This is a genomic window from Bartonella grahamii subsp. shimonis, from assembly GCF_036327415.1.
GTDB lineage: Bacteria > Pseudomonadota > Alphaproteobacteria > Rhizobiales > Rhizobiaceae > Bartonella > Bartonella shimonis.
In genome coordinates this window covers 632,661-652,527 of sequence record NZ_CP123961.1, presented here as the reverse complement: position 1 = coordinate 652,527, position 19,867 = coordinate 632,661, and the positions used below count along the sequence as shown (strand labels likewise).

Here is a 19,867-nt window from a genome sequence, read left to right as displayed (position 1 = left end):
GAAATTAATGATTAGATTTTTCAAATTCACGCAAGAGTTTATTTCCACGTTCAACGGTCTCATCTAAACCATCTTTCGGTGTTTTTGAACCACTAAGAACAGCTTCCAACTCTTGATCAAGAATGGCACGGATTTGTGGTAAATTACCAAATCTTATGCCTTTCGAGTTAACTGTTGGTGGATTAAGATTAATCTGTTTGATAGCTATATCCGCACCTGGCGTTTTTTCATAAAAATTCTGTCTTTTGCTCAATTCATAAGTCGTTTTTGTGGTTGGAAGATAGCCTGTTTCCTGGTGCCATCTTGCTTGATTTTCTGTTTTTGAAAGAAATTTAAGAAAAGCGGCTGCCCCTGCATATTCCTTTGGAGTATGGCCCTTAAATGCCCAAATAGAAGCTCCCCCAACAACTGAATTTTGTGGTGTTCCTTCTGCATCCTTATAGTAAGGTAACATACCAACTCCCACATTAAACTGAGCTTCAGAAACAATTCCAGCATGTGATCCTGAAGATTGCATAAAAATTGCACAATTTTGTGCCATAAACATTGGTGTTGAATCTAACGCGCCTGCTGGACCACCATAACGAAAAATACCTTGATCAGACCATTTTTTCAGGTCAGTCCACATACGCACTTGTAAAGGTCCATTAAATGTAAGTTCTGAATCAAGTCCTTTAAAGCCATTTTCCTTCGTTCCAAAAGGGACATTATGCAGCGCTGAAAAATTCTCTATACCAATCCATTGAGCAGCATAAGCCATCGTAAAACCACAAGTTGCCGCTTTAGTCTCAAGAATTTTTTTGGAAAAGTCTTCTATATCTTGCCACGTTTTAGGGGGCTGTTCTGGATCAAGCCCTGCTTTTTTAAAGATATCTTTGTTATAATAAAGAATGGGAGTTGAAATATTGAATGGCATAGAAACGATACGACCCTGCTCATCGGAGTAATAACCACTAATAGCAGGGAAATAATCTGTAGGATCAAATTCTTGTTTTGTATCAGCCATAAGTTGATAAAATGGATAGATTGCACCTTTTGCAGCCATCATAGTTCCAGTACCAACGTCATAAATTTGGGCAAGCACTGGCTGTTTCTTTCCACGAAACGCTGCAATGAGTGAAATCAACCCCTCTTCATATTCGCCGCGAAATGAAGGAACAACTTTATACTCAGATTGACTTGCATTAAAATCGTTAATAAGATTTTCAGTTTGCTTTCCTAATTCACCACTCATAGAATGCCAAAAGCTGATTTTCGTCTGTGCGAAACTCGTTGTTATTCCCGCTGTAGACATTATGATAGCAAACGCAGCCGCTATGGAAAGATAAAAACGACTCATGGCTCACCCTTTCTGAAGTGATGGAATACAAACTACCCCTGAATTTATAGTATCACACATAAACATGCTGTGACAGTTTTATTTCAGAAATATATTCTCTCATTTAAACAGGAACCACCAAAAGGTCAAATGAATTTGTTCCGATTTATTCGTTTTCTTTTATAAGCTTTCTTATGTATTAACGAGATACACGTTTGTAACTATCTGAAAAAGTAAGATGGCTTAAATAAGCAAAGTCAATTGGTAAAAAGATATAGATCGTAAATGTCATTCAATGACTATTTTAATATTGGGGACTATTTTAATATTGGAGACTATTTTAATATCTGTATTTACTTTTTAAAAAAATTGTTTATTTTTTTGTTATTGTCTTATAATTTTCGGCTTATAACTTTAACATGATCTTGCTATTGAATTTAACGAAGAGACAAATTAAATTTTCCTGAAAATTGAGAAAATCATTTTGAGGCGCTTAATAGTTTTCTTCCTTGTAATGAAATCACGCCCCTCACGCAAAATAAAATGACATTGTATGAGAAATTTCCATGCTGTTAAAAAATCTTTCAATACATCTACATTTCATGATAGCTCCTATAAAATAAGCCATAAAACCTCTCCACTAAAGTATATAAGACTTTTTGTATGCCATCATTTTTACACTTCAAAAAGTGCAAACAGCACCATCATATGAGACCCTAATGCTTCAACAAGTCCTGCATTTGAATGAAATACGTTAAATGAATATTTTTACTCTTTTCTCAATAATTTTTTACCCACACACCAACCCTGCTTGTAATGTGCAAATGAATGATTTTGATTGATTCATTGTAAAAAGACTTGAAATTAAGAGAATCTTACGTATTAAGGTCTCTTATTCACATAAATACACTATTAAGTATTATTATAAATCAGGGTATTATTGTTATATATTAGATAATTTTTCTTTTTTCCATTACGCTAGCTTTATGAGGATATATAGTTCCTTTTGCGTTGATGTATTTTTTACCTTTGTGCACACAATTGCAATGCGAGATCAGGTTGATCTGTCGTAATATAATGTACAGGCATATCAAGCCAATATGATAACCGAGCTTTTCCATTAATTGTCCATACCCCTACAGTAAAACCAGCCTCAAGAGCTGATTCAATAAAGTCCTGTGAAACAATAGAGCCATCTAAACTTAGATCAGAATAACCTAATCGCTTCCATTCAGAAAAATGACAGTACATATCACCTTCAAAATTATCAACACATGGACCAGATGGTATTCCTGCTTCAATAAAAGGGCGAAGGACCGAAGGATCAAAACTAATTGCAGAAACCCGTTCTGATAAATTTCGGCTTTTTATTAACGCAAGCGCTTTTTGGGATAATATTGTTTCACGCTCCACTTCACCACATGTCTTGATTTCAAGATGCAAACCAACATTAGTTGGTGCTAAAAGATCAAGCACCTCTTCTAATAAGGGAGGTGCTTCTTGGCTTCCTTTTACACAGAGTTGTTTGCGTATTTCATTATCAATGTCGTGAATATACCCTTTTTTTCCAACCAATTGGTCTAGACGGAAATCGTGAAAGACAACCACTTCACCACTTTTCAGCAAATGAACGTCGCATTCAACTTCATCAACACCTAACGCTATAGCATTATTAAATGCCGAAAGGGTATTTTCAGGATAAAGATGAGCTCCACCACGGTGTGCAACAATTTTTTTCTCAGACATGCAAAATTCCACACTTCTCAATTTTAAACGACATTAACGTACAGATTGCCAGATAAAGGCTTGTATCATATGAAAATACACAATCATTTTTAAATGATTTTTTCTAAACCTTTCGAATATCAACCCCTTAGTCATATTTTATTTTTAAAAAGACTTATCCTTCATTATAATTATTCCCATTCAATAGTACTAGGAGGCTTTGAGGTTACATCATATACAACACGATTAATCCCTCTAACTTCGTTAATAATACGTGCTGCCGTCTTACTTAAAAACGCCATATCATAGGGATAAAAATCAGCAGTCATTCCATCTACAGATGTGACGGCGCGAAGAGCACAAACAAATTCATAAGTGCGACCATCCCCCATCACGCCAACAGTTTGAACAGGAAGAAGAACAGCAAAGGCTTGCCAAATTTCGTCATAAAGACCGGCTTTACGGATTTCCTCAAGATAGATAGCATCTGCTTCACGTAAAATTTCTAATTTTTCACGGGTCACAGTACCCGGACAACGAATTGCAAGACCGGGACCTGGAAAAGGATGGCGACCAATAAACTGCTCTGGTAATCCTAACTCTCGCCCTAGCAAGCGAACCTCATCCTTAAAGAGCTCACGCAACGGTTCTACAAGTTTCATATTCATCTGTTCTGGTAGCCCACCCACATTATGATGGCTTTTAATGGTTACCGTTTCACCAATAGCAGACACACTCTCAATAACATCTGGATAAAGTGTTCCTTGTGCTAAAAATTCTGCACCTCCTATTTTTTTAGTTTCTTCTTCAAAAACTTCAATAAAAAGGCGACCAATCGTTTTGCGCTTTTTTTCTGGATCTGTCTCACCTTCTAAAGCATTAAGAAATATATCGGCAGCATTAACGTGAATAAGCTCTATATTATAATGATCACGAAAGAGCGTTAGAACTTCTTCTGCTTCATTCTTGCGCATCAGCCCATGGTCTACCAAAATGCATGTCAGTTGATCTCCTATAGCTTCATGAAGGAGTACCGCTACAACAGATGAATCCACTCCCCCTGAAAGACCACAAATCACACGACTTTCCCCAACTTTTTGTCGTATCGTAGCAATTGCCTGCTCACGATAAGAAGCCATTGACCAACTACCTTTGATAGCAGAGATCTTATGAATAAAATTTTGCAAAAGTTTTGTACCATCTGGTGTATGGATAACTTCAGGATGAAACTGTACCGCATAAAAATGTCTTTTTTCATCAGCAATAGCCGCATAGGGAGCTCCGTTTGAGGTCCCTATGACACGAAAACCTTCTGGTAAAGATGCCACACGGTCACCATGGCTCATCCATACTTGATAACGAGAACCTTTTTCCCACACTCCATCAAAAAAGGCACTCTCTTCTTGCACTTCCAAAAAAGCACGCCCAAATTCACGCTCATGTCCAGCTTCAACCTTTCCTCCAAGCTGAACACACATAACTTGTTCACCATAGCAAATACCCAGAATCGGAATACCCACCTCAAAAATTTCCATTGGAGCACGCGGAGAACCCTCATCAATAACGGAATAAGGACTCCCTGATAAAATAATAGCTTTAGGGTTTATGCGGCGCACAGCTTCTAAAGCCAATTGAAAAGGAGCAATTTCACAATATACCCCCATTGCTCGTACCCGTCGTGCAATAAGTTGTGTAACTTGTGAACCAAAGTCAATAATAAGAACAGTGTCTGGATGTGATATGCTCATAGAAAACCAATCAACAATTATAAAAGAAAACTCATGAGAGTTATGATTCAATCTTTCTCTTTTCACAAGCCTGTTTTCTTAAGAAAAAGATTATTCTCGTAAAATTTATGATAAAAAATGCAAAAATATGGATCAATGTTTTTTTTGTAACACAGACAAAAAGAACCCATCTGTTTGTGTTGTGGCCGGAGACAAAGTAAGCCCATAATTTGAAAAAACTGGTTGCACAGGAGAAAAGCTAAAATGTTTCTGCCAAAGCGCTGGCATATCTATTGGAGAAAAATGAGAATGTTGTTGAAGGAAATGGGAAATTTGTTCCTCATTTTCATCTGTAAAAAGAGAACAGGTAATATAGACTAGGCGCCCATTTGGCTTAAGATAAGCTATTGCTTCATTCAAAATAGCCCTCTGTTCTGTTTGGCGTTGGTTCACCTGTTCTAATGTTAAACGCCATTTTGCATCTGGACGACGACGCCATGTTCCTGTCCCACTACATGGTGCATCTAGTAGAACTCTATCCATCTGACCTATTAATGGTTTTAATTCTTCTTTGTGCACTCGTATTTGTGCATTACGAACACCAGCGCGTCTAAGACGATCAAAAATAGGAGCTAGGCGCACTTTATCAAAATCATAAGCGTAAATTTGCCCACGGTTGTTCATATCGGCAGCTAAAGCTAATGTCTTCCCACCCGCACCTGCGCAATAATCTAATACCTGCATGCTTTCTTGCGCTTCCACAAGGCGAGCAACAATTTGAGATCCTAAATCCTGTATTTCAAAGTGTCCTTTTTGAAAAGCTGGTTCCACTTGAACATTGGGATGACGGTTAAACTTTTCAATCGGTGCAATTCTTAAAGCTTGCCCAAACCATGGCAAAGATTTAAGTTTGGTCTTTGCTAATTCTTTCAGCACCTTTTCTGATGTTGCTTTTAGTTTATTTACCCGTAGGTCTAAAGAAGGACGCGTTGCTAACGCAGCCGCTTCCACAATCCAATTATCACCAAATAAAGGACGTAGATGCGCTTGACACCATTGCGGAATATCACCACGTATATAGTCTGGAGCATCCGCTAATTGCTGATCTTGCCACGATTTGCGCTGTTTAGCCCCTAATAACTGCGGCGCAAACCGATCTTCTGCCAACTCACCGTCAATTTGCTCCAGCGTCATTTTTCCAGAATCTAATAAAGCACCAAAAACGATATCTTTGATATCATCACTCTCCATACGCCATTGTAAAGAATAACGTCGTCTTAAAACATCATAAACGATTGTACCAATAGCTGCGCGATCACCTGCTCCAGCAAAGCGATGAGAAAGACCCCAATCCTTTAAAGCTTCTCCTACTGGGCGATGCTTCATTTCTATCTCTTTGAGAACATCTATTGCTGCTTGCAAACGCCCACCTAACCGCATTCATTTCTCCCATTAAAATAATAAAACTTTAAATCATCTAAAAAAATAATATTATCTTCTTCTTGCCAATGAAACTTTCTCAAAGCCATAAAAAATTTACATTCAATATTAAAATGATCTGATCATACTCTTTTATAAGATCCAATTTAGTGTATCTAGATCTTTCCTTTCATCTTCTGCCCATTCGCTTTCTATCCTTCTATCTCTTGTACTAAAAGATACACAGCCATCCATAAAGAACTTATTTCCGCCATGAATTACAAAAAATCAAACTCTTTAATTATTGCGTAAAATAAAATTTACGGGGATTATCTGAATAACAGAAAAAATAAAATATCTCCCATCTTTTGATGGCTGTCATTCTGAAAAAAAATAGAAAAAATCTTCTCATAAAATTAAACAAGTTCATCGTATATTCAACAAAAAATTAACTTTTTAGAAAATGCTTGGAACCACTATTTGGCATGACCGTTTTTACTCTACTGGCAACTGCCAGACAATTTAAAAGGAGAAAATAATGACTTATAATAATGGAAAAACAACTTTATCTAAAAGCCGTCATAACACAATGCCCTCAAACAACGGAAAGAAATCCGTCCAAAGTGATCAGACAAACTCTCGCCAACGTGCGTCAAAGACAGGACGGAAGACAACAAAAAGTTAATTCTAATTTTATATAACTTATTTCACATAGTCACAGAAAGAATTAGAGTTTTGACCTCTAATTCTTTCCTTTTTTGGATTATTATACCAAATCACAAACAGAAAAGAGCGCAATCTCTCTTTGCTTCTTCTCGGAAGATTTATATTTATGCGATATGACATTAGGCTCTTATATCTTTAAACTGGCCCACGGTAGTTTGGACTCTCCCGTGTGATAGAAACATCATGCGTATGACTCTCATGGAGCCCCGCATTAGTAATACGTACAAACGTTGCTTTTTTACGAAACTCTACGAGGTCTTTTGCTCCAACATACCCCATCGAAGCACGAAGTCCACCAGCAAGCTGATGCAAAACTGATGCTATAGGACCTTTGTAAGCCACCTGCCCCTCCACACCTTCAGGAACCAACTTAAGTTCATCCCGAACATCATCTTGAAAATAGCGATCTGCCGATCCTCGTGCCATAGCACCAACAGATCCCATACCGCGATAGGCTTTAAAAGATCGACCTTGATAAAGATAAACTTCACCAGGACTTTCTTCTGTACCTGCTAAAAGAGATCCAATCATTGCTGCACAAGCCCCACCAGCTAAAGCTTTAGCAAAATCACCCGATGCTTTGATTCCACCATCTGCAATGATGGGAATGCCTGCTTTTTCAGCAACTTCTGCAGCATTCATAATGGCTGCAAGTTGAGGAACACCGACACCAGCGACAATACGCGTTGTGCAAATAGAGCCAGGACCAATACCAACTTTTACTGCATCTGCACCACTGTCAATCAATGCTTGCGTTGCTTGAGCGGTTGCTACGTTCCCAGCAATAACAGCTGGAGAGGAAGTCATTTTTTTAATTCGTTCAACAGTTTCTAGTACACGTTGAGAATGTCCATGCGCTGTATCAATGACCAACACATCAACACCTGCGTCGATGAGGCGTTCAGCACGCTCAATCCCATCATCCCCAACACTACTGGCCGCTGCAACACGCAAGCGCCCTTGAGAATCTTTAGCAGCATTTGGATTTAATTTTGCTTTTTCAATATCTTTAACTGTTATCAGTCCTACACAACGATTTTGTTCATCCACAACTAATAATTTTTCAATACGATGGTGATGTAAAAGATATTTTGCTTCATTAAGTTGGACATTTTCACGCACTGTGATCAAATTTTTATGCGTCATTAATTCATAAATTTTTTGTTTTGGATCTGATGCAAAACGGACGTCTCTATTAGTCAAAATGCCAACAAGTCGTCCCGCTGTACCACCTTCAACACTATTTTCAACAACCGGAATACCTGAAATGCCATGAGAGCGCATCAAAGATTTAGCTTCTTCAAGTGTTGCATCCGGTCCAATTGTAACTGGATTAACAACCATACCAGATTCAAACTTTTTTACTTGGCGGACTTCTTCTGCTTGCTCTGCAGGAAACATATTACGATGAATAACCCCAAGTCCTCCAGCCTGTGCCATAGCAATTGCCAAACGCGATTCTGTTACCGTATCCATTGCGGCAGAAAGCAATGGCAAATTAAGCTTAATATCCGCTGCAATGCGCGTACTGAGATCCACTTGGCTAGGCATAACAAGAGAATGACCGGGCTGTAAAAGTACATCATCAAAAGTCAGTGCCAATGCACCCGTCCCCGTTTCAACAATCTTTGCCATAGCAAAATTCCTTTTATAACAAAATATTATAATAAAACACCGCAAAGAGCTTTAAAATACAACTGCGGTTCTCATACATGGTAGATTGGCGAGAAATTATGCCACGCTACAAACAAAATGAAAAGAAAAATAAACATTTTTTAAAGTGTGGTTTATAAAAATTTACAATTGTGATTCAATAGGTAACCAACTTATTATTTTTGCAAATGCGCGACGCCAAAAATTGCTTTCTGGCTCAGAGTCAATGCTATATTTTTTTTCATTTTCAATAAAATCCCAATAAATACGATTATTATCACCAAGACGCAGATGATAACTCATTTCCCCCGTGGTTTCTTCAGAAAACAACAAATCTAATCTTGCTGTAATGGGAGCACATTCAAAAAGAATACCCATTTCTGTATTTAACGCTGCTGATCTGGGATCAAAATTTAAAGATCCAATAAAAGCTGTTTTACGATCAATTAAAAAAGCTTTGGCATGTAAACTTGCCTTACTCGATCTAAACAATCGTAACCCATGGGTGTTGCCCTCCGCTTTTAATTCATAAAGCTTAACACCACTTTTCAACAGCGCCTTACGATATGGTACATAACCACCATGCACCAATGCTACATCAGTAGCTGCTAAAGAATTCGTTAGAATTTTGACATCAACACCCTTTGAAACCAAATTACTAAAATTCTGCGTACCAGCCTTACCAGGAACAAAATAAGGTGACGTAATCTGAACCGTTTTTTGGGCATTTCCAATAACCTTTGAAAGTGCCTTCATAAGCCAATTGCTTGATTTTTTACGCAATGCTTTTTCTGGAGGGTCAGAAAGAACAACAACTTTGTCTGCTAAAAATAACCGCTTTCCTGTTTGGATAAAACAATCAAAATTAATGTGCTCTTTGACATAATCTAAGTAAACTTTTGCAACCTTGGAATCCCGAAATTTTTGTAATTTATCCTTCCAATAGCTAAGATCACTTGCGCTTTTAGGAACAACCAAAGTATGAATTGGCAAAACAACAGCACTATTCCAAAAATCATCAAAAATACTTTCCACCTTTTTAACAGAAGGTCCGATTAACATTAAATCCAAATCTCGAAAATGGGATTCTTCACCAGCATCAAAATAAGAATCTGCAAGATTACGCCCCCCTACAAAAGCGATCCTACCATCAACAATAAAAGCTTTATTATGCATTCTACGTGTAACAGTAATTGCCCGTAATATAATCTCTAAACCACGGCGTAATCCACCTTTACGCGATCGCCCTGGATTAAACATTCTCACCTCAATATGAGGATGTTTATCTAGCGCAATATAAGCTGGATCACGTGCTTGAGCATTAATATCATCCAAAAGAAGCCGTACCCGAACACCCCGATCAGCTGCCTTAACTATTTCACTTAATAATAGACGCCCCGTTAAATCATCATCCCAAATATAATACATCAGATCAAGGCTACGCCCAGCCTCTGCAGCTCCTATTGCACGAACACAAAACGCATCCAAATTGCTGATAATGAGGGAAAGGGCATCTTTATCAATCCCCAATCCATTTTCTTCCTCAGCTAATTGACTGACGATACGATCAAGCTTGGTTTCATCTTCCTGAATAGGCAACGCATAAGAACATTGCCCCCTAGCACTTTTTACAAAACGCCCATAGGTGTAAATTGCCAACATAGATGCAATAAAAAAAAAGAGGACAAAACCAATAATAATCTGTAAAAGAGTCAAAGAGGATAAACTTTCTATTTTAAGCTATCGCATCATCAGTAATGTAAACGATAATACTAATCACTTTATCTTAATCGTGTAGCAGATAAAATGCCACTTTTTGCTTAAGAGAGTATAAATTTAATATTGATGATACAAAAATTTTAGCGGTAGTATTTAAAAGTTTTTTAAAAGGCCTCTCTGCTTTAATAAATGTAAACTACTAAAATTGTATAAATTGAAACAAAAAATTAAGATAGTCACATAAAATTTATATTTGATTTAAATCTATAAAATTATTCTCTATAGATAAATTTTACAATAAATGATTGTTTTCTTAAGCCTCCTCCCCCCACGGCCTTTATCAAAAGCCACTCTATTTTTTGAAATTCGTGCTTGTCATGAAGAGAGACTTGTTATGAATTTTACTTTCGTTCTTGATTTCTTATTGCTCTCAATTCTTCCATTTTTCTATAAAGTGTAGAGCGACCAATATGAAGGCGGCGCGCAATCTCACTCATATGTCCTTTATAATGTTTAACCGCTTTCTCGATAATATCATGTTCCATCTCCGCAAAAGTACGCACATGGCCATCAGTATTCAAAAATTGTATCGATTCTTGTTCATTATCTTCTTGCATATTACACTCAATGATATTTGGAACACTCATTAATGCATTTCCCATTAATTGCGGAAAATCTCGAACAGTTAATAACGGTCCTTCACTGAGTAAAATCGCACGAAATAAAAAGTTTTCAAGTTCATTTCTATTGCCAGGCCAATCATACTGCATAAGCAAGGAAAGAGCCGATCCTGCTAAACCATGGACATGTGATCGCCCTGTTTCTGTGATAATGCGATCAATCAAACGTTGTGTTATCTCTGGAAAATCATCCCTTAATTCTCTTAAAGCAGGAACGTTAATAGACAAATGAGAAAATTGTTCAAACAAACTATCCAAAAAAAAGTTCTCTTTAACTAAGTCCTTTAAACGCGATGTTGAAATAGCAACGATCCGAAAAGGAAAAAGTTTTTCTTTTGTATTCCTTTCCCTTTCTTTAAGATAATGAGCAAGCCGTTTTTGCTGTATGGGCTCAAGTCGGTCAATATCACAAAGACAAAGTGTCCCTTTTTCAAGCGAAGAAACCAATGGGAGAAATTCTTTAAACCACTGCTGATTTTCTTCTTCTGGCTCAACGATGGCTGAGCATTGAAAGCGAATAAAAACGCCCTCCGAGAATAAACCCTCATGATGAATAATCCGAGCTAATGTCTCACGTCCTGTTCCAACTTCCCCCTCTATCAAAAGATTCTGTGAGGAAGTTGCTGCTTGTCTCGATTGTTCTAATACTATCTGCATAGCTCTACTTTTTATGCAAAGATCAGAAAACCGTAAATGATTCTCTTTTTTTCGCCGAATATCTCGAACCTCATGCTCCAAGGCAGAAATAAGAGCAAGAATATCCAAAGTAACTCTTACGCGTAATAATGTTACTGGATGGATCCAATAATCAATAGCTCCAGCTGTTAAAGCTTTCTGGAGTAAATTCTGATTCTCTTGTTGTGCTATAACGACAATAGGAACAGAAACACCAGCAACTCTAATCATTTTAATCAAATCGTTCACACTCAAATCACTCATAACGACATCAAGGAGTGCAAGCACAATGTTTTTACGCCTATGTAAAAGATCAATCGTACGGAGACCATTTTCTGCTTCAATGACACGATAACCAAAACCTCGCAGCATAGCAGAAAGTTCTACACGTCTTCCATAATCTTCACTCGCAACAAGAATAGGACCAACCATAATGTCAATAATCTCCTTTGAGACTACCCAGAAGCTTAATATAAAAATTGTTGTAAACCATAAGAAATATTTCACCTCTTGTGTTTCACTTACGAACTTCATCAAGCTGTTAATTAAATACAACATTAAGGCATTTTTTTCCATTTTTTTGCTTTTTCATTGATTTTCATCAAATTTTTCATATTGACTCATGAGGTAATTTAATAATGTTATAGAAACTAGAGAGCAAAATAATCTAAATAGAGTGCAATAAATGAAACATACCTATCATATTTTATGTCTTACAATCACCACCTTGCTGTTAAGTGCCTGTAGCTTTTCGCAATATTATAACTCAAGTATGCCAACTGGAATTGATGGAAAATGGGTTGATGAGAATGGTATTATTTCTTCTTTCCACAATGGTGTTTTTGAAACACGTGCAGCAGATACAGAAGAAAAATTATCAGAAGGGGCGTATAATTATCTTAATGCCCAAAATATAGAAATTGAAATACGCTCTATTCTCCGTGGAACAATTTCTAGAGTTAATTGTACAGTGTCATATGACGCCACACAACTTCTCTGCACTTCACATACAGGATCACAGTTTTTCCTTAAGCGGAAATCTTAAACACAGTACAAGGGAAGTCCCTCTTAAGAACAGAGGGAGCACATACATTAAGCAGGAGGCGATCCTTTCTCCTCCTGATAGAAAATCCTCTCTAAAAATATGCAACAAAACTGATATAACCTTTATCCTGAGAATTTTCTAAACATTATGAAATGCGTAAAATAATCATTTTTTTCCAAAAAACATCAGTAATGCCACCTCACAATAAAATTGTGACTTTGTATCATTCAATATATTTTAACCTAAAATAACATTTTATTTGATAGGAGACTTTAATCTAAGCAGCGCCAATGCGCAAAAGATCATGAAAATGAACAATTCCTATCGGCTTTTTATCTTCAACCACGAAAAATGCACCAATATGATGATCATTAATAAAAGCTGTTGCTGCACCAACAAGTGTATTTGGCTTTACAACTTTAGGAGCTGTGGTCATCACCTCGTCAACATTAAATTTTGATAAATTAAAATGAATGTTACGTGCAAGATCGCCATCGGTTACAATTCCGATTAGTTCACCTTCTTGATTCACAACACCAACACAACCAAAATGTTTTTTCACCAAAACATTCATCGCTTCAGCCATAGATGTTCCCTGCATAACCAAAGGAATATTATCACCCTCATGCATAATATCACACACGTATTTAAGGCTTGCACCAAGAGAACCACCAGGATGATATATTTTGAAATCCGTTGCAGTAAAACCACGCATTTCTAAAAGAGAAACCGCTAATGCATCTCCCATTGCCAATTGCATAATTGTTGAAGTCGTAGGAGCTAAACCATGGGGACAAGCCTCTTCTATCTTTGGTAATAATAAAACAATATTAGCTTGTCGTCCTAATACAGAGTGCTCATTTGATGTCATCGCAATAAGGGGGATACGAAAACGCGCTGCATAACTCATAATGCCACTTAACTCTTGAGTTTCACCAGACCATGATAAAGCAAGAATAACATCATCAGATCCAATCATACCAAGATCACCATGATTGGCTTCTGCAGCGTGAACAAAAAAGGCAGGCGTTCCAGTTGAGGCTAAAGTTGCTGCAATTTTTGTCCCTATATGACCACTTTTTCCAAGACCAGTAATGACTACATGTCCACGAGCATTTCTAATAGTTTGAACAGCCGCTTCAAAAGAAGAAGAAAGAGTTCCCAGAATAGATTTTTCAAGGGCTTCAAGCCCCTGCTTTTCACTGGCAAGTGTTTTAAGCGCTGATGCAACAGCACCTTGCAAAGCCATATGAGGAGACGGTATTATCATAATCAAATTCGATCAATAAAATTAAATGAGAGATCTATAATCATTTTTCAACATTAATGGTTTCCAGTAAATTTTTCAATGAGGCAGAAACGTGGCTATGCATATCAGCGCGTGCCAAAGAAAATGCGACGTTGGCTTCAATAAAACCAGCTTTAGAACCGCAATCAAAAGTGCGCCCTTCCACTTGCAAACCCCAAAAATCTTGTTCATTTGAAAGCCGTATCATAGCATCTGTTAATTGAATTTCATTTCCTGTTCCTCGTTCTTGAGTGGAAAGAATATTAAAAATTTCTGGCTGCAAAATATAACGTCCATTGATGTACAAATTTGATGGTGCCGTTCCTAGCACTGGTTTCTCTACCATTTTTGTGATTTTAAAACCATTTGCAATCTGTTTACCTTTACCAACTATACCGTATTTATGTGCTTCCTCAAGATCGCATTCCTGAACTGAAATAATATTTCCCCCACCCACCTTTTCATAAAGACTAATCATCTCAGAAAGACATCCCTTTTTGGCTTGAATCAGCATATCGGGTAATAACAATGCAAAAGGTTCCCCTGCAACTAATTCACGCGCACACCAAAGAGCATGCCCTAATCCCAAAGGTTGCTGTTGCCGAGTGAAAGAAGTTGACCCTGGTAATGGTTGTAAACGGTATAAATGTGCAAGATCTTCTTTCTTTCCACATTCAGCAAGTGTCGTGTATAATTCAACTTGTGCATCAAAATAATCCTCAATGACTGCTTTGTTACGTCCAGTCACAAAAATAAAATGCTCAACCCCAGCCTCCCGCGCTTCATCCACAACATATTGAATAACAGGCTTATCAACAACTGTTAGCATTTCCTTAGGAATCGTTTTTGTCGCAGGAAGAAAACGCGTACCAAGACCTGCTACTGGAAATACTGCTTTCCGGATTTTACGCACACTCATCCTCCTCAATGAATTCATATGTCTTTTTTGTTTTATTTATCATATGTTTTTACGAAATGGTAAAAAAGATATCTTATTGTTTTGATTATCATTATAATGGGCATTCAAAAATGTGAAAGAGAATATGAGAATTTATTGAAAGAATTAAAACGAATTATTTATTTTAGCTTTCTCCTCTTCTTGATCATATTATCGATTAAACTAAATACAAAATAAAGTTATTGCACATCTAATAAATTGAATATTAATGGGGATTTCAAAATGCAAAAAACAGAATTGAAGACTTTCTCTTTTTTAGAGAAGTCAATAACAATAACTTGGAGAACTCTTCTCACTGGCTCTGCCGTTATTTTTTCTGTTTTTTTAATGTTTTTTGCATCCCTTTCATATGGTGATAGCGGATTTAAACACTGGATTAAAGAATTTAAAAAAATAGCTATTGCTCACAATATTACCTCTTCTACGTTTCATATGGCATTTAAAGGTGTTAATGCCATTGATCCAGAAGTTCTAAAAAGCGCCGCATACCAACCGGAATTTGTTGCTCCTTCATGGAACTATTTCGATAATCGTGTCCATGATATTGCAATTGTGGAAGGACGGCGCCAAACTCAAAAATGGAACAAATGGCTTCTTCAAATTGAAAAACGTTTTGGTGTTGACCGCAATATTCTACTTGCTATTTGGTCAATGGAAAGCAATTATGGGAAAATTTTAGCCAATAAAAGTGTAATGCGTGATACCATCCGCTCTCTTGCAACTCTAGCCTATGCTGATAAAAAACGTGCAAAATATGCATATACACAGCTGATTTCTGCTATGAAAATTCTACAAAGTGGCGAAATTAAACGCTCTCAACTCACTGGATCTTGGGCCGGTGCATTAGGGCATACACAATTTATTCCAAGCAGTTATCTCGCCTATGCAGTTGATATGGATCAAGATGGACGGCGTGATATCTGGAACTCTGTTCCAGATGCTCTGGCTACTGCTGCTAATCTTCTCCACAAAAATGGCTGGCAACCTAATCTTATTTGGGGAGTAGAGGTAAAAGTGCCGCAGGGGAAAAACCTTCCTGAAGGCTTCTATTCCTTTGAACAATGGAATAAATTAGGTGTAAAACACGCAAATGGGCATCCTCTTCCTACATCAGCTGAACAAGCAATATTAAAATATCCAGATGGAGCAAAAGGACCTATATTTTTAGTCACAAAAAATTTCTTTGTTCTGAAACATTATAATAATGCAGATCGTTATGCGTTTGCTGTTGCCCTTCTTGCTGATCGCATCGCTGGACATCCTGGATTGGTGCATGATTGGCAAAGACCTTTTCAACCTCTTACTTTCCAAGAATGTAAAGAACTGCAATCTCGCTTAAGTGCACTGGGCTATTATAAAGGGAATGTTGATGGAAAAATCGGAACAGCTTCTCGCAAAGCAATTAAAGCTTTTCAACTGCGTCACGGTCTAAAAGCAAATGGATATCCATCATCTCAAGTGCTTTTTCTCCTTCGCAAACAATAATGGAAACTAAGGTTTTGTCCTCTTTTCGCCTTATATATTTGATATTATTTCTATTTTCACTTTCTATTGCGGGGATCATACAACCATCCCCAAGCAAAGCAACGAACTTCTTCAAATGGCTATCACAGCATAACAAACAGACGCAACAACCACCGCAAATTATAGAACAAAAAATAAACAAGTCTCAAAAAAAAATCGTAACACAAAAAAACATACAAAAGCTAAAAAATGAGAATGCAAAGCGCATTCTTGTTATAGGGGATTTTACAGCTTCTGCTGTTGCCGATGCACTGAAGAAGTTTTTTATAAATAATAGTGATATCGTGATCATGAACAATACAATACCAGCTTCCGGCTTAGTTCGAACGGATTATTATTCTTGGCAAAGCAATATTTCTAAACTCATTGATCAAAACAACCCCGATGTTATTATCATGATGATCGGTGCAAATGATAATCAACCAATCACAGACTCTTATAACACAATTAACACAGATCAATCAAAATGGATGCACATCTACAAACAAAGAATTATCGAAATTGCTGAAAGTCTTCATGCCTCTGGAAAATCATGGATATGGATAAGCCAACCTGCCTTTAGAAATGACCTTTTGACACAAAAAATGAAAATTTTTAATGCGCTCTACAAACAAGAAACAGAAGCAGCAGGAGGACATTTTCTCGATATCTGGAGCGGCTTTAGTGATGAAGAAGGAAATTTTTCTTTTTCAGGCTATGATATTAATGGAAAAATAACCAAATTACGCACCAATAATGGTATGCATTTCACCCCTGAAGGGAAGAAAAAACTTGCCTCTTATTTAGAAAAACCATTGAAAAATATTTTAAAATTTTATGCCTTTTCTCATGAAAATCCTTACTCAACCGATCAAGCTATTCAAAAACTTATACAAGAATCAGGGAATCAAGAGCGGAGTAATATTATGCGTCAGCCTCCAATGAGCCTCGATGATATGGCACAACAAAACACTCATCTTTTAGGCAAAAGAAAGTCAAGTTTTATAAAAAAATCATGGTCTCCACCAAATGGGTATCAAAAAGACCGAGCTGATAATTTTTCTTTCCTATGAGGTCTATTTAAAATATAAAATCTAATTTCCTCCTTAAACAAAAAGCGAATAAGGTAAAAGAGCTCTGTTTACAGAGCTAATGAAAAGAAATTTTGCATAAATCGCAACTGCATCTTGCAAATAATATGAAAACGGCATGGTGCTAACCATACCGTTATATCTTATAATCCACGTTTGTTAATCATTGCCTCTGGTAAAGGCATCCGTCCCCGAAAAGCTTTATACAGTTCCTCTGGATCACGACTTCCCCCAGCAGAGTAAATAAAACGTTTCAACTTATCAGCAAGCTCTGAATTAAAAACATCTCCCGTTTCTTCAAAAGCCTGAAAAGCATCGGCATCAAGGACTTCCGACCACATATAAGAATAATAACCAGCGGCGTAACCATCACCTGAAAATATATGCGTAAAATGTGGAGGACGATGGCGCATAATAATTGTATCAGGCATTTGCAGCTTTTCTAATTCTTGGCGTTCAAACACTGTTGGATCAGTTACCTTTTGTCCTTTATGAAAAGCCATATCTACGAGAGCTGATGAAGTAAATTCAACTGCAGCAAAGCCAGCATTAAATGTCTGTGCTGACAAAACCTTATCCATTAATGCTTGCGGCATAGGATGTCCCGTTTTTGCATGCGTAGCATAAGTCTGTAAAATCTCTGGTACAGTTAACCAATGTTCGTAAAGTTGAGAAGGCAGCTCAACAAAATCACGCGAAACCGATGTTCCCGAGACAGATGGCCATGTGACATCAGAAAGCAAACCATGCAATGCATGCCCAAATTCGTGGAAAAGCGTACGCGCATCATCAAGTGATAAAAATGCAACCTCCCCTTTGGGTGGTTTAGCAAAATTACCAACATTGTAGATAATAGGCTTTTGTCCGCCATCCAATTTATGTTGTGATTGCAATTGGCTCATCCACGCACCGGAGCATTTTGAAGAACGTGCAAAATAATCACCAATGAAATGCCCAAGTAGACTTCCATCAGATTTCTTTACTTCCCACAAACGTGCATCAGGATGCCAAAGTGCAACAGTGTTTTTTTCTTCAAATGTAATGCCAAAGAGTTTTTCTGCTACTCCAAAAGCCGCCTTAATCATACGATCAAGCTGAAAATAATATTTAATCTCGGCGCTATCGAAAGAAAGTTTTTCAGTGCGGAGTTTTTCAGCATAATAACGCCAATCCCAAGCAGCTAAAGATTCATTGCTGCCCTGTTTGTTGGAAAAATTTTGTAATTCAATTTGCTCAATAGAAGCCTTCGCTCTTGCGCGCTCCCATACAGGCATAAGCAAATCCATAACGGAATCAACACTTTTAGCCATGGTGTTATCGAGTTTCAAATCTGCGAAAGATTTATATCCCAATAATTTAGCCTGCTCATCTCGAAGCGCAACAATCTCTACAATAATTGTTTTATTATCATTCTTGTTATTATTTTCACCACGTTTAGCCCAAGCTTGGAATGCAACCTCACGCAAGTCACGACGATCTGAGAATTTTAAAAAAGGTTCAACAATCGAACGTGCTAGTGTTAATGCATAGGCTTCTTCATTGCCTCTTTCACACGCAATTTCCTTCATTGAAGCAATAAGATCTTCCGGTAAACCAGATAAATCCGTTTGTTTTAAAAATAGAATCCATTCAGCTTCATCATTTAAGACATTTTGTCCAAAAGTAGCATTTAAAAAAGCAAGTCTTTCATTAATTTCCAAAAGCCGTTTCTTAGCTTTTTCATCGAGTTTTGCCCCATGACAAACGAACTTTTTCCACCATAATTCAAGAACACGCGTTGTTTCACTCTCAAATATGCCCAGCTGCGACTGTTTATAAAGCACATCTATTTTCGCAAATATCCGCGCATCCATCATCATTTTTGAAGAATAACGAGAAAGTTTTACAACGAACTCTTGCTCAAGCTGTTGGATTAATACATTCGTATGAGCATTGGTGCGCAAGAAAAATATTGAACAGACACGATCAAGCGCTTTGCCACATAGCTCAAAAGGCTGTAAAAAATTCTCAAGCGTTGGTGGTTCTTGCACCATCGCAATCGCCTCTAGTTCTTCTTCGGCTTCTTGAAGTGCCTGTTCAAAAGCGGGCTTAAAATCTTCATCATTGATAGAAGAAAAATCAGGAAGACCTGAAAATCCCTTCCAGTCCAGCACTGCTGCTTTTGTCATAATACTTTATGTCTCCATTATAAATTTAAGCTTTAACAATTATCTTTACGACACAAATTGATAATATACTAAAACTATTTCGTGAGTTTCAAAATGCTATTGAATAAAAAATCCGAAAATCATAAAACTGCATTAAAGAAATGATGGTAAAAATCAAAACTGATTTTTACAT

The 19,867-nt window shown here is 37.2% G+C and carries 14 protein-coding genes; 4 read left to right on the top strand and 10 right to left on the bottom strand.

Going from position 1 to position 19,867, the window contains the following annotated elements; genetic code table 11:
- Positions 1-4 precede the first annotated feature (4 nt).
- The 4 genes from ugpB to QHG57_RS02850 all read right to left on the bottom strand — a co-directional run bounded on the left by ugpB (position 5) and on the right by QHG57_RS02850 (position 6,210).
- Positions 5-1,339: a sn-glycerol-3-phosphate ABC transporter substrate-binding protein UgpB gene (gene ugpB / locus QHG57_RS02865; RefSeq protein WP_330169426.1), complete on the bottom strand. Its 1,335-nt coding sequence runs from the start codon at positions 1,337-1,339 to the stop codon at positions 5-7.
- 1,002 nt (positions 1,340-2,341) lie between these two features.
- Complete coding sequence (locus tag QHG57_RS02860; RefSeq protein ID WP_330169425.1) at positions 2,342-3,064, bottom strand: glycerophosphodiester phosphodiesterase; 723 nt, start codon at positions 3,062-3,064, stop codon at positions 2,342-2,344.
- Between the two features lie 170 nt (positions 3,065-3,234).
- Positions 3,235-4,791, bottom strand: coding sequence for a glutamine-hydrolyzing GMP synthase (guaA, locus tag QHG57_RS02855; protein ID WP_330168796.1), 1,557 nt, complete (start codon positions 4,789-4,791; stop codon positions 3,235-3,237).
- A 132-nt stretch (positions 4,792-4,923) separates the two neighbouring features.
- Positions 4,924-6,210, bottom strand: a complete 1,287-nt coding sequence (locus QHG57_RS02850) for an RsmB/NOP family class I SAM-dependent RNA methyltransferase (RefSeq protein WP_330169424.1) — start codon at positions 6,208-6,210, stop codon at positions 4,924-4,926.
- A gap of 517 nt (positions 6,211-6,727) precedes the next feature.
- On the opposite strand from QHG57_RS02850, the gene QHG57_RS02845 reads away from it, so the two are divergent.
- On the top strand, positions 6,728-6,874 hold the full coding sequence (locus QHG57_RS02845; RefSeq protein WP_330169423.1) for a hypothetical protein: 147 nt from the start codon (positions 6,728-6,730) through the stop codon (positions 6,872-6,874).
- A gap of 176 nt (positions 6,875-7,050) precedes the next feature.
- Here QHG57_RS02845 and guaB read toward each other — a convergent pair whose 3' ends face one another.
- From guaB to QHG57_RS02830, 3 genes are all read right to left on the bottom strand, one after another.
- The gene (gene guaB / locus QHG57_RS02840; RefSeq protein ID WP_330168612.1) at positions 7,051-8,550 is read right to left on the bottom strand and encodes an IMP dehydrogenase; all 1,500 of its coding nucleotides are present in this window, start codon (positions 8,548-8,550) and stop codon (positions 7,051-7,053) included.
- Positions 8,551-8,712: 162 nt separating this feature from the next.
- A complete protein-coding gene (locus tag QHG57_RS02835; protein WP_330168611.1) occupies positions 8,713-10,284 on the bottom strand; it encodes a phospholipase D family protein in 1,572 nt (523 codons plus the stop codon).
- Positions 10,285-10,688: 404 nt separating this feature from the next.
- Positions 10,689-12,074, bottom strand: a complete 1,386-nt coding sequence (locus tag QHG57_RS02830) for a sigma-54-dependent transcriptional regulator (RefSeq protein WP_330168610.1) — start codon at positions 12,072-12,074, stop codon at positions 10,689-10,691.
- Between the two features lie 253 nt (positions 12,075-12,327).
- On the opposite strand from QHG57_RS02830, the gene omp10 reads away from it, so the two are divergent.
- The gene (gene omp10 / locus QHG57_RS02825) at positions 12,328-12,687 is read left to right on the top strand and encodes an outer membrane lipoprotein Omp10 (RefSeq protein ID WP_330168609.1); all 360 of its coding nucleotides are present in this window, start codon (positions 12,328-12,330) and stop codon (positions 12,685-12,687) included.
- Positions 12,688-12,964: 277 nt separating this feature from the next.
- Here omp10 and QHG57_RS02820 read toward each other — a convergent pair whose 3' ends face one another.
- Together QHG57_RS02820 and QHG57_RS02815 are read right to left on the bottom strand one after the other, a co-directional pair.
- A complete protein-coding gene (locus tag QHG57_RS02820; protein WP_330169422.1) occupies positions 12,965-13,957 on the bottom strand; it encodes a KpsF/GutQ family sugar-phosphate isomerase in 993 nt (330 codons plus the stop codon).
- Between the two features lie 40 nt (positions 13,958-13,997).
- A complete protein-coding gene (locus QHG57_RS02815) occupies positions 13,998-14,888 on the bottom strand; it encodes a UTP--glucose-1-phosphate uridylyltransferase (RefSeq protein ID WP_330168607.1) in 891 nt (296 codons plus the stop codon).
- 267 nt (positions 14,889-15,155) lie between these two features.
- Between QHG57_RS02815 and QHG57_RS02810 the strand changes: the two genes are divergently transcribed.
- Positions 15,156-16,418, top strand: coding sequence for a lytic murein transglycosylase (locus QHG57_RS02810; protein ID WP_330169421.1), 1,263 nt, complete (start codon positions 15,156-15,158; stop codon positions 16,416-16,418).
- Positions 16,419-16,432: 14 nt separating this feature from the next.
- Entirely contained in the window at positions 16,433-17,509 is a 1,077-nt protein-coding gene (locus QHG57_RS02805; protein ID WP_330169605.1) for an SGNH/GDSL hydrolase family protein, read from the top strand.
- A gap of 161 nt (positions 17,510-17,670) precedes the next feature.
- On the opposite strand, the gene QHG57_RS02800 is transcribed toward QHG57_RS02805, so the two are convergent.
- Positions 17,671-19,695, bottom strand: a complete 2,025-nt coding sequence (locus tag QHG57_RS02800) for a M3 family metallopeptidase (RefSeq protein ID WP_330168605.1) — start codon at positions 19,693-19,695, stop codon at positions 17,671-17,673.
- Between the last annotated feature and the right edge of the window lie 172 nt (positions 19,696-19,867).

Bases quoted from the DNA above. Each gene is read 5' to 3' on its own strand.
- ugpB (WP_330169426.1), bottom strand. From the start codon at position 1,339: ATGAGTCGTTTTTATCTTTCCATAGCGGCTGCGTTTGCTATCATAATG.
- QHG57_RS02860 (WP_330169425.1), bottom strand. From the start codon at position 3,064: ATGTCTGAGAAAAAAATTGTTGCACACCGTGGTGGAGCTCATCTTTAT.
- guaA (WP_330168796.1), bottom strand. From the start codon at position 4,791: ATGAGCATATCACATCCAGACACTGTTCTTATTATTGACTTTGGTTCA.
- QHG57_RS02850 (WP_330169424.1), bottom strand. From the start codon at position 6,210: ATGCGGTTAGGTGGGCGTTTGCAAGCAGCAATAGATGTTCTCAAAGAG.
- QHG57_RS02845 (WP_330169423.1), top strand. From the start codon at position 6,728: ATGACTTATAATAATGGAAAAACAACTTTATCTAAAAGCCGTCATAAC.
- guaB (WP_330168612.1), bottom strand. From the start codon at position 8,550: ATGGCAAAGATTGTTGAAACGGGGACGGGTGCATTGGCACTGACTTTT.
- QHG57_RS02830 (WP_330168610.1), bottom strand. From the start codon at position 12,074: ATGGTTGGTCCTATTCTTGTTGCGAGTGAAGATTATGGAAGACGTGTA.
- omp10 (WP_330168609.1), top strand. From the start codon at position 12,328: ATGAAACATACCTATCATATTTTATGTCTTACAATCACCACCTTGCTG.
- QHG57_RS02820 (WP_330169422.1), bottom strand. From the start codon at position 13,957: ATGATAATACCGTCTCCTCATATGGCTTTGCAAGGTGCTGTTGCATCA.
- QHG57_RS02810 (WP_330169421.1), top strand. From the start codon at position 15,156: ATGCAAAAAACAGAATTGAAGACTTTCTCTTTTTTAGAGAAGTCAATA.
- QHG57_RS02800 (WP_330168605.1), bottom strand. From the start codon at position 19,695: ATGACAAAAGCAGCAGTGCTGGACTGGAAGGGATTTTCAGGTCTTCCT.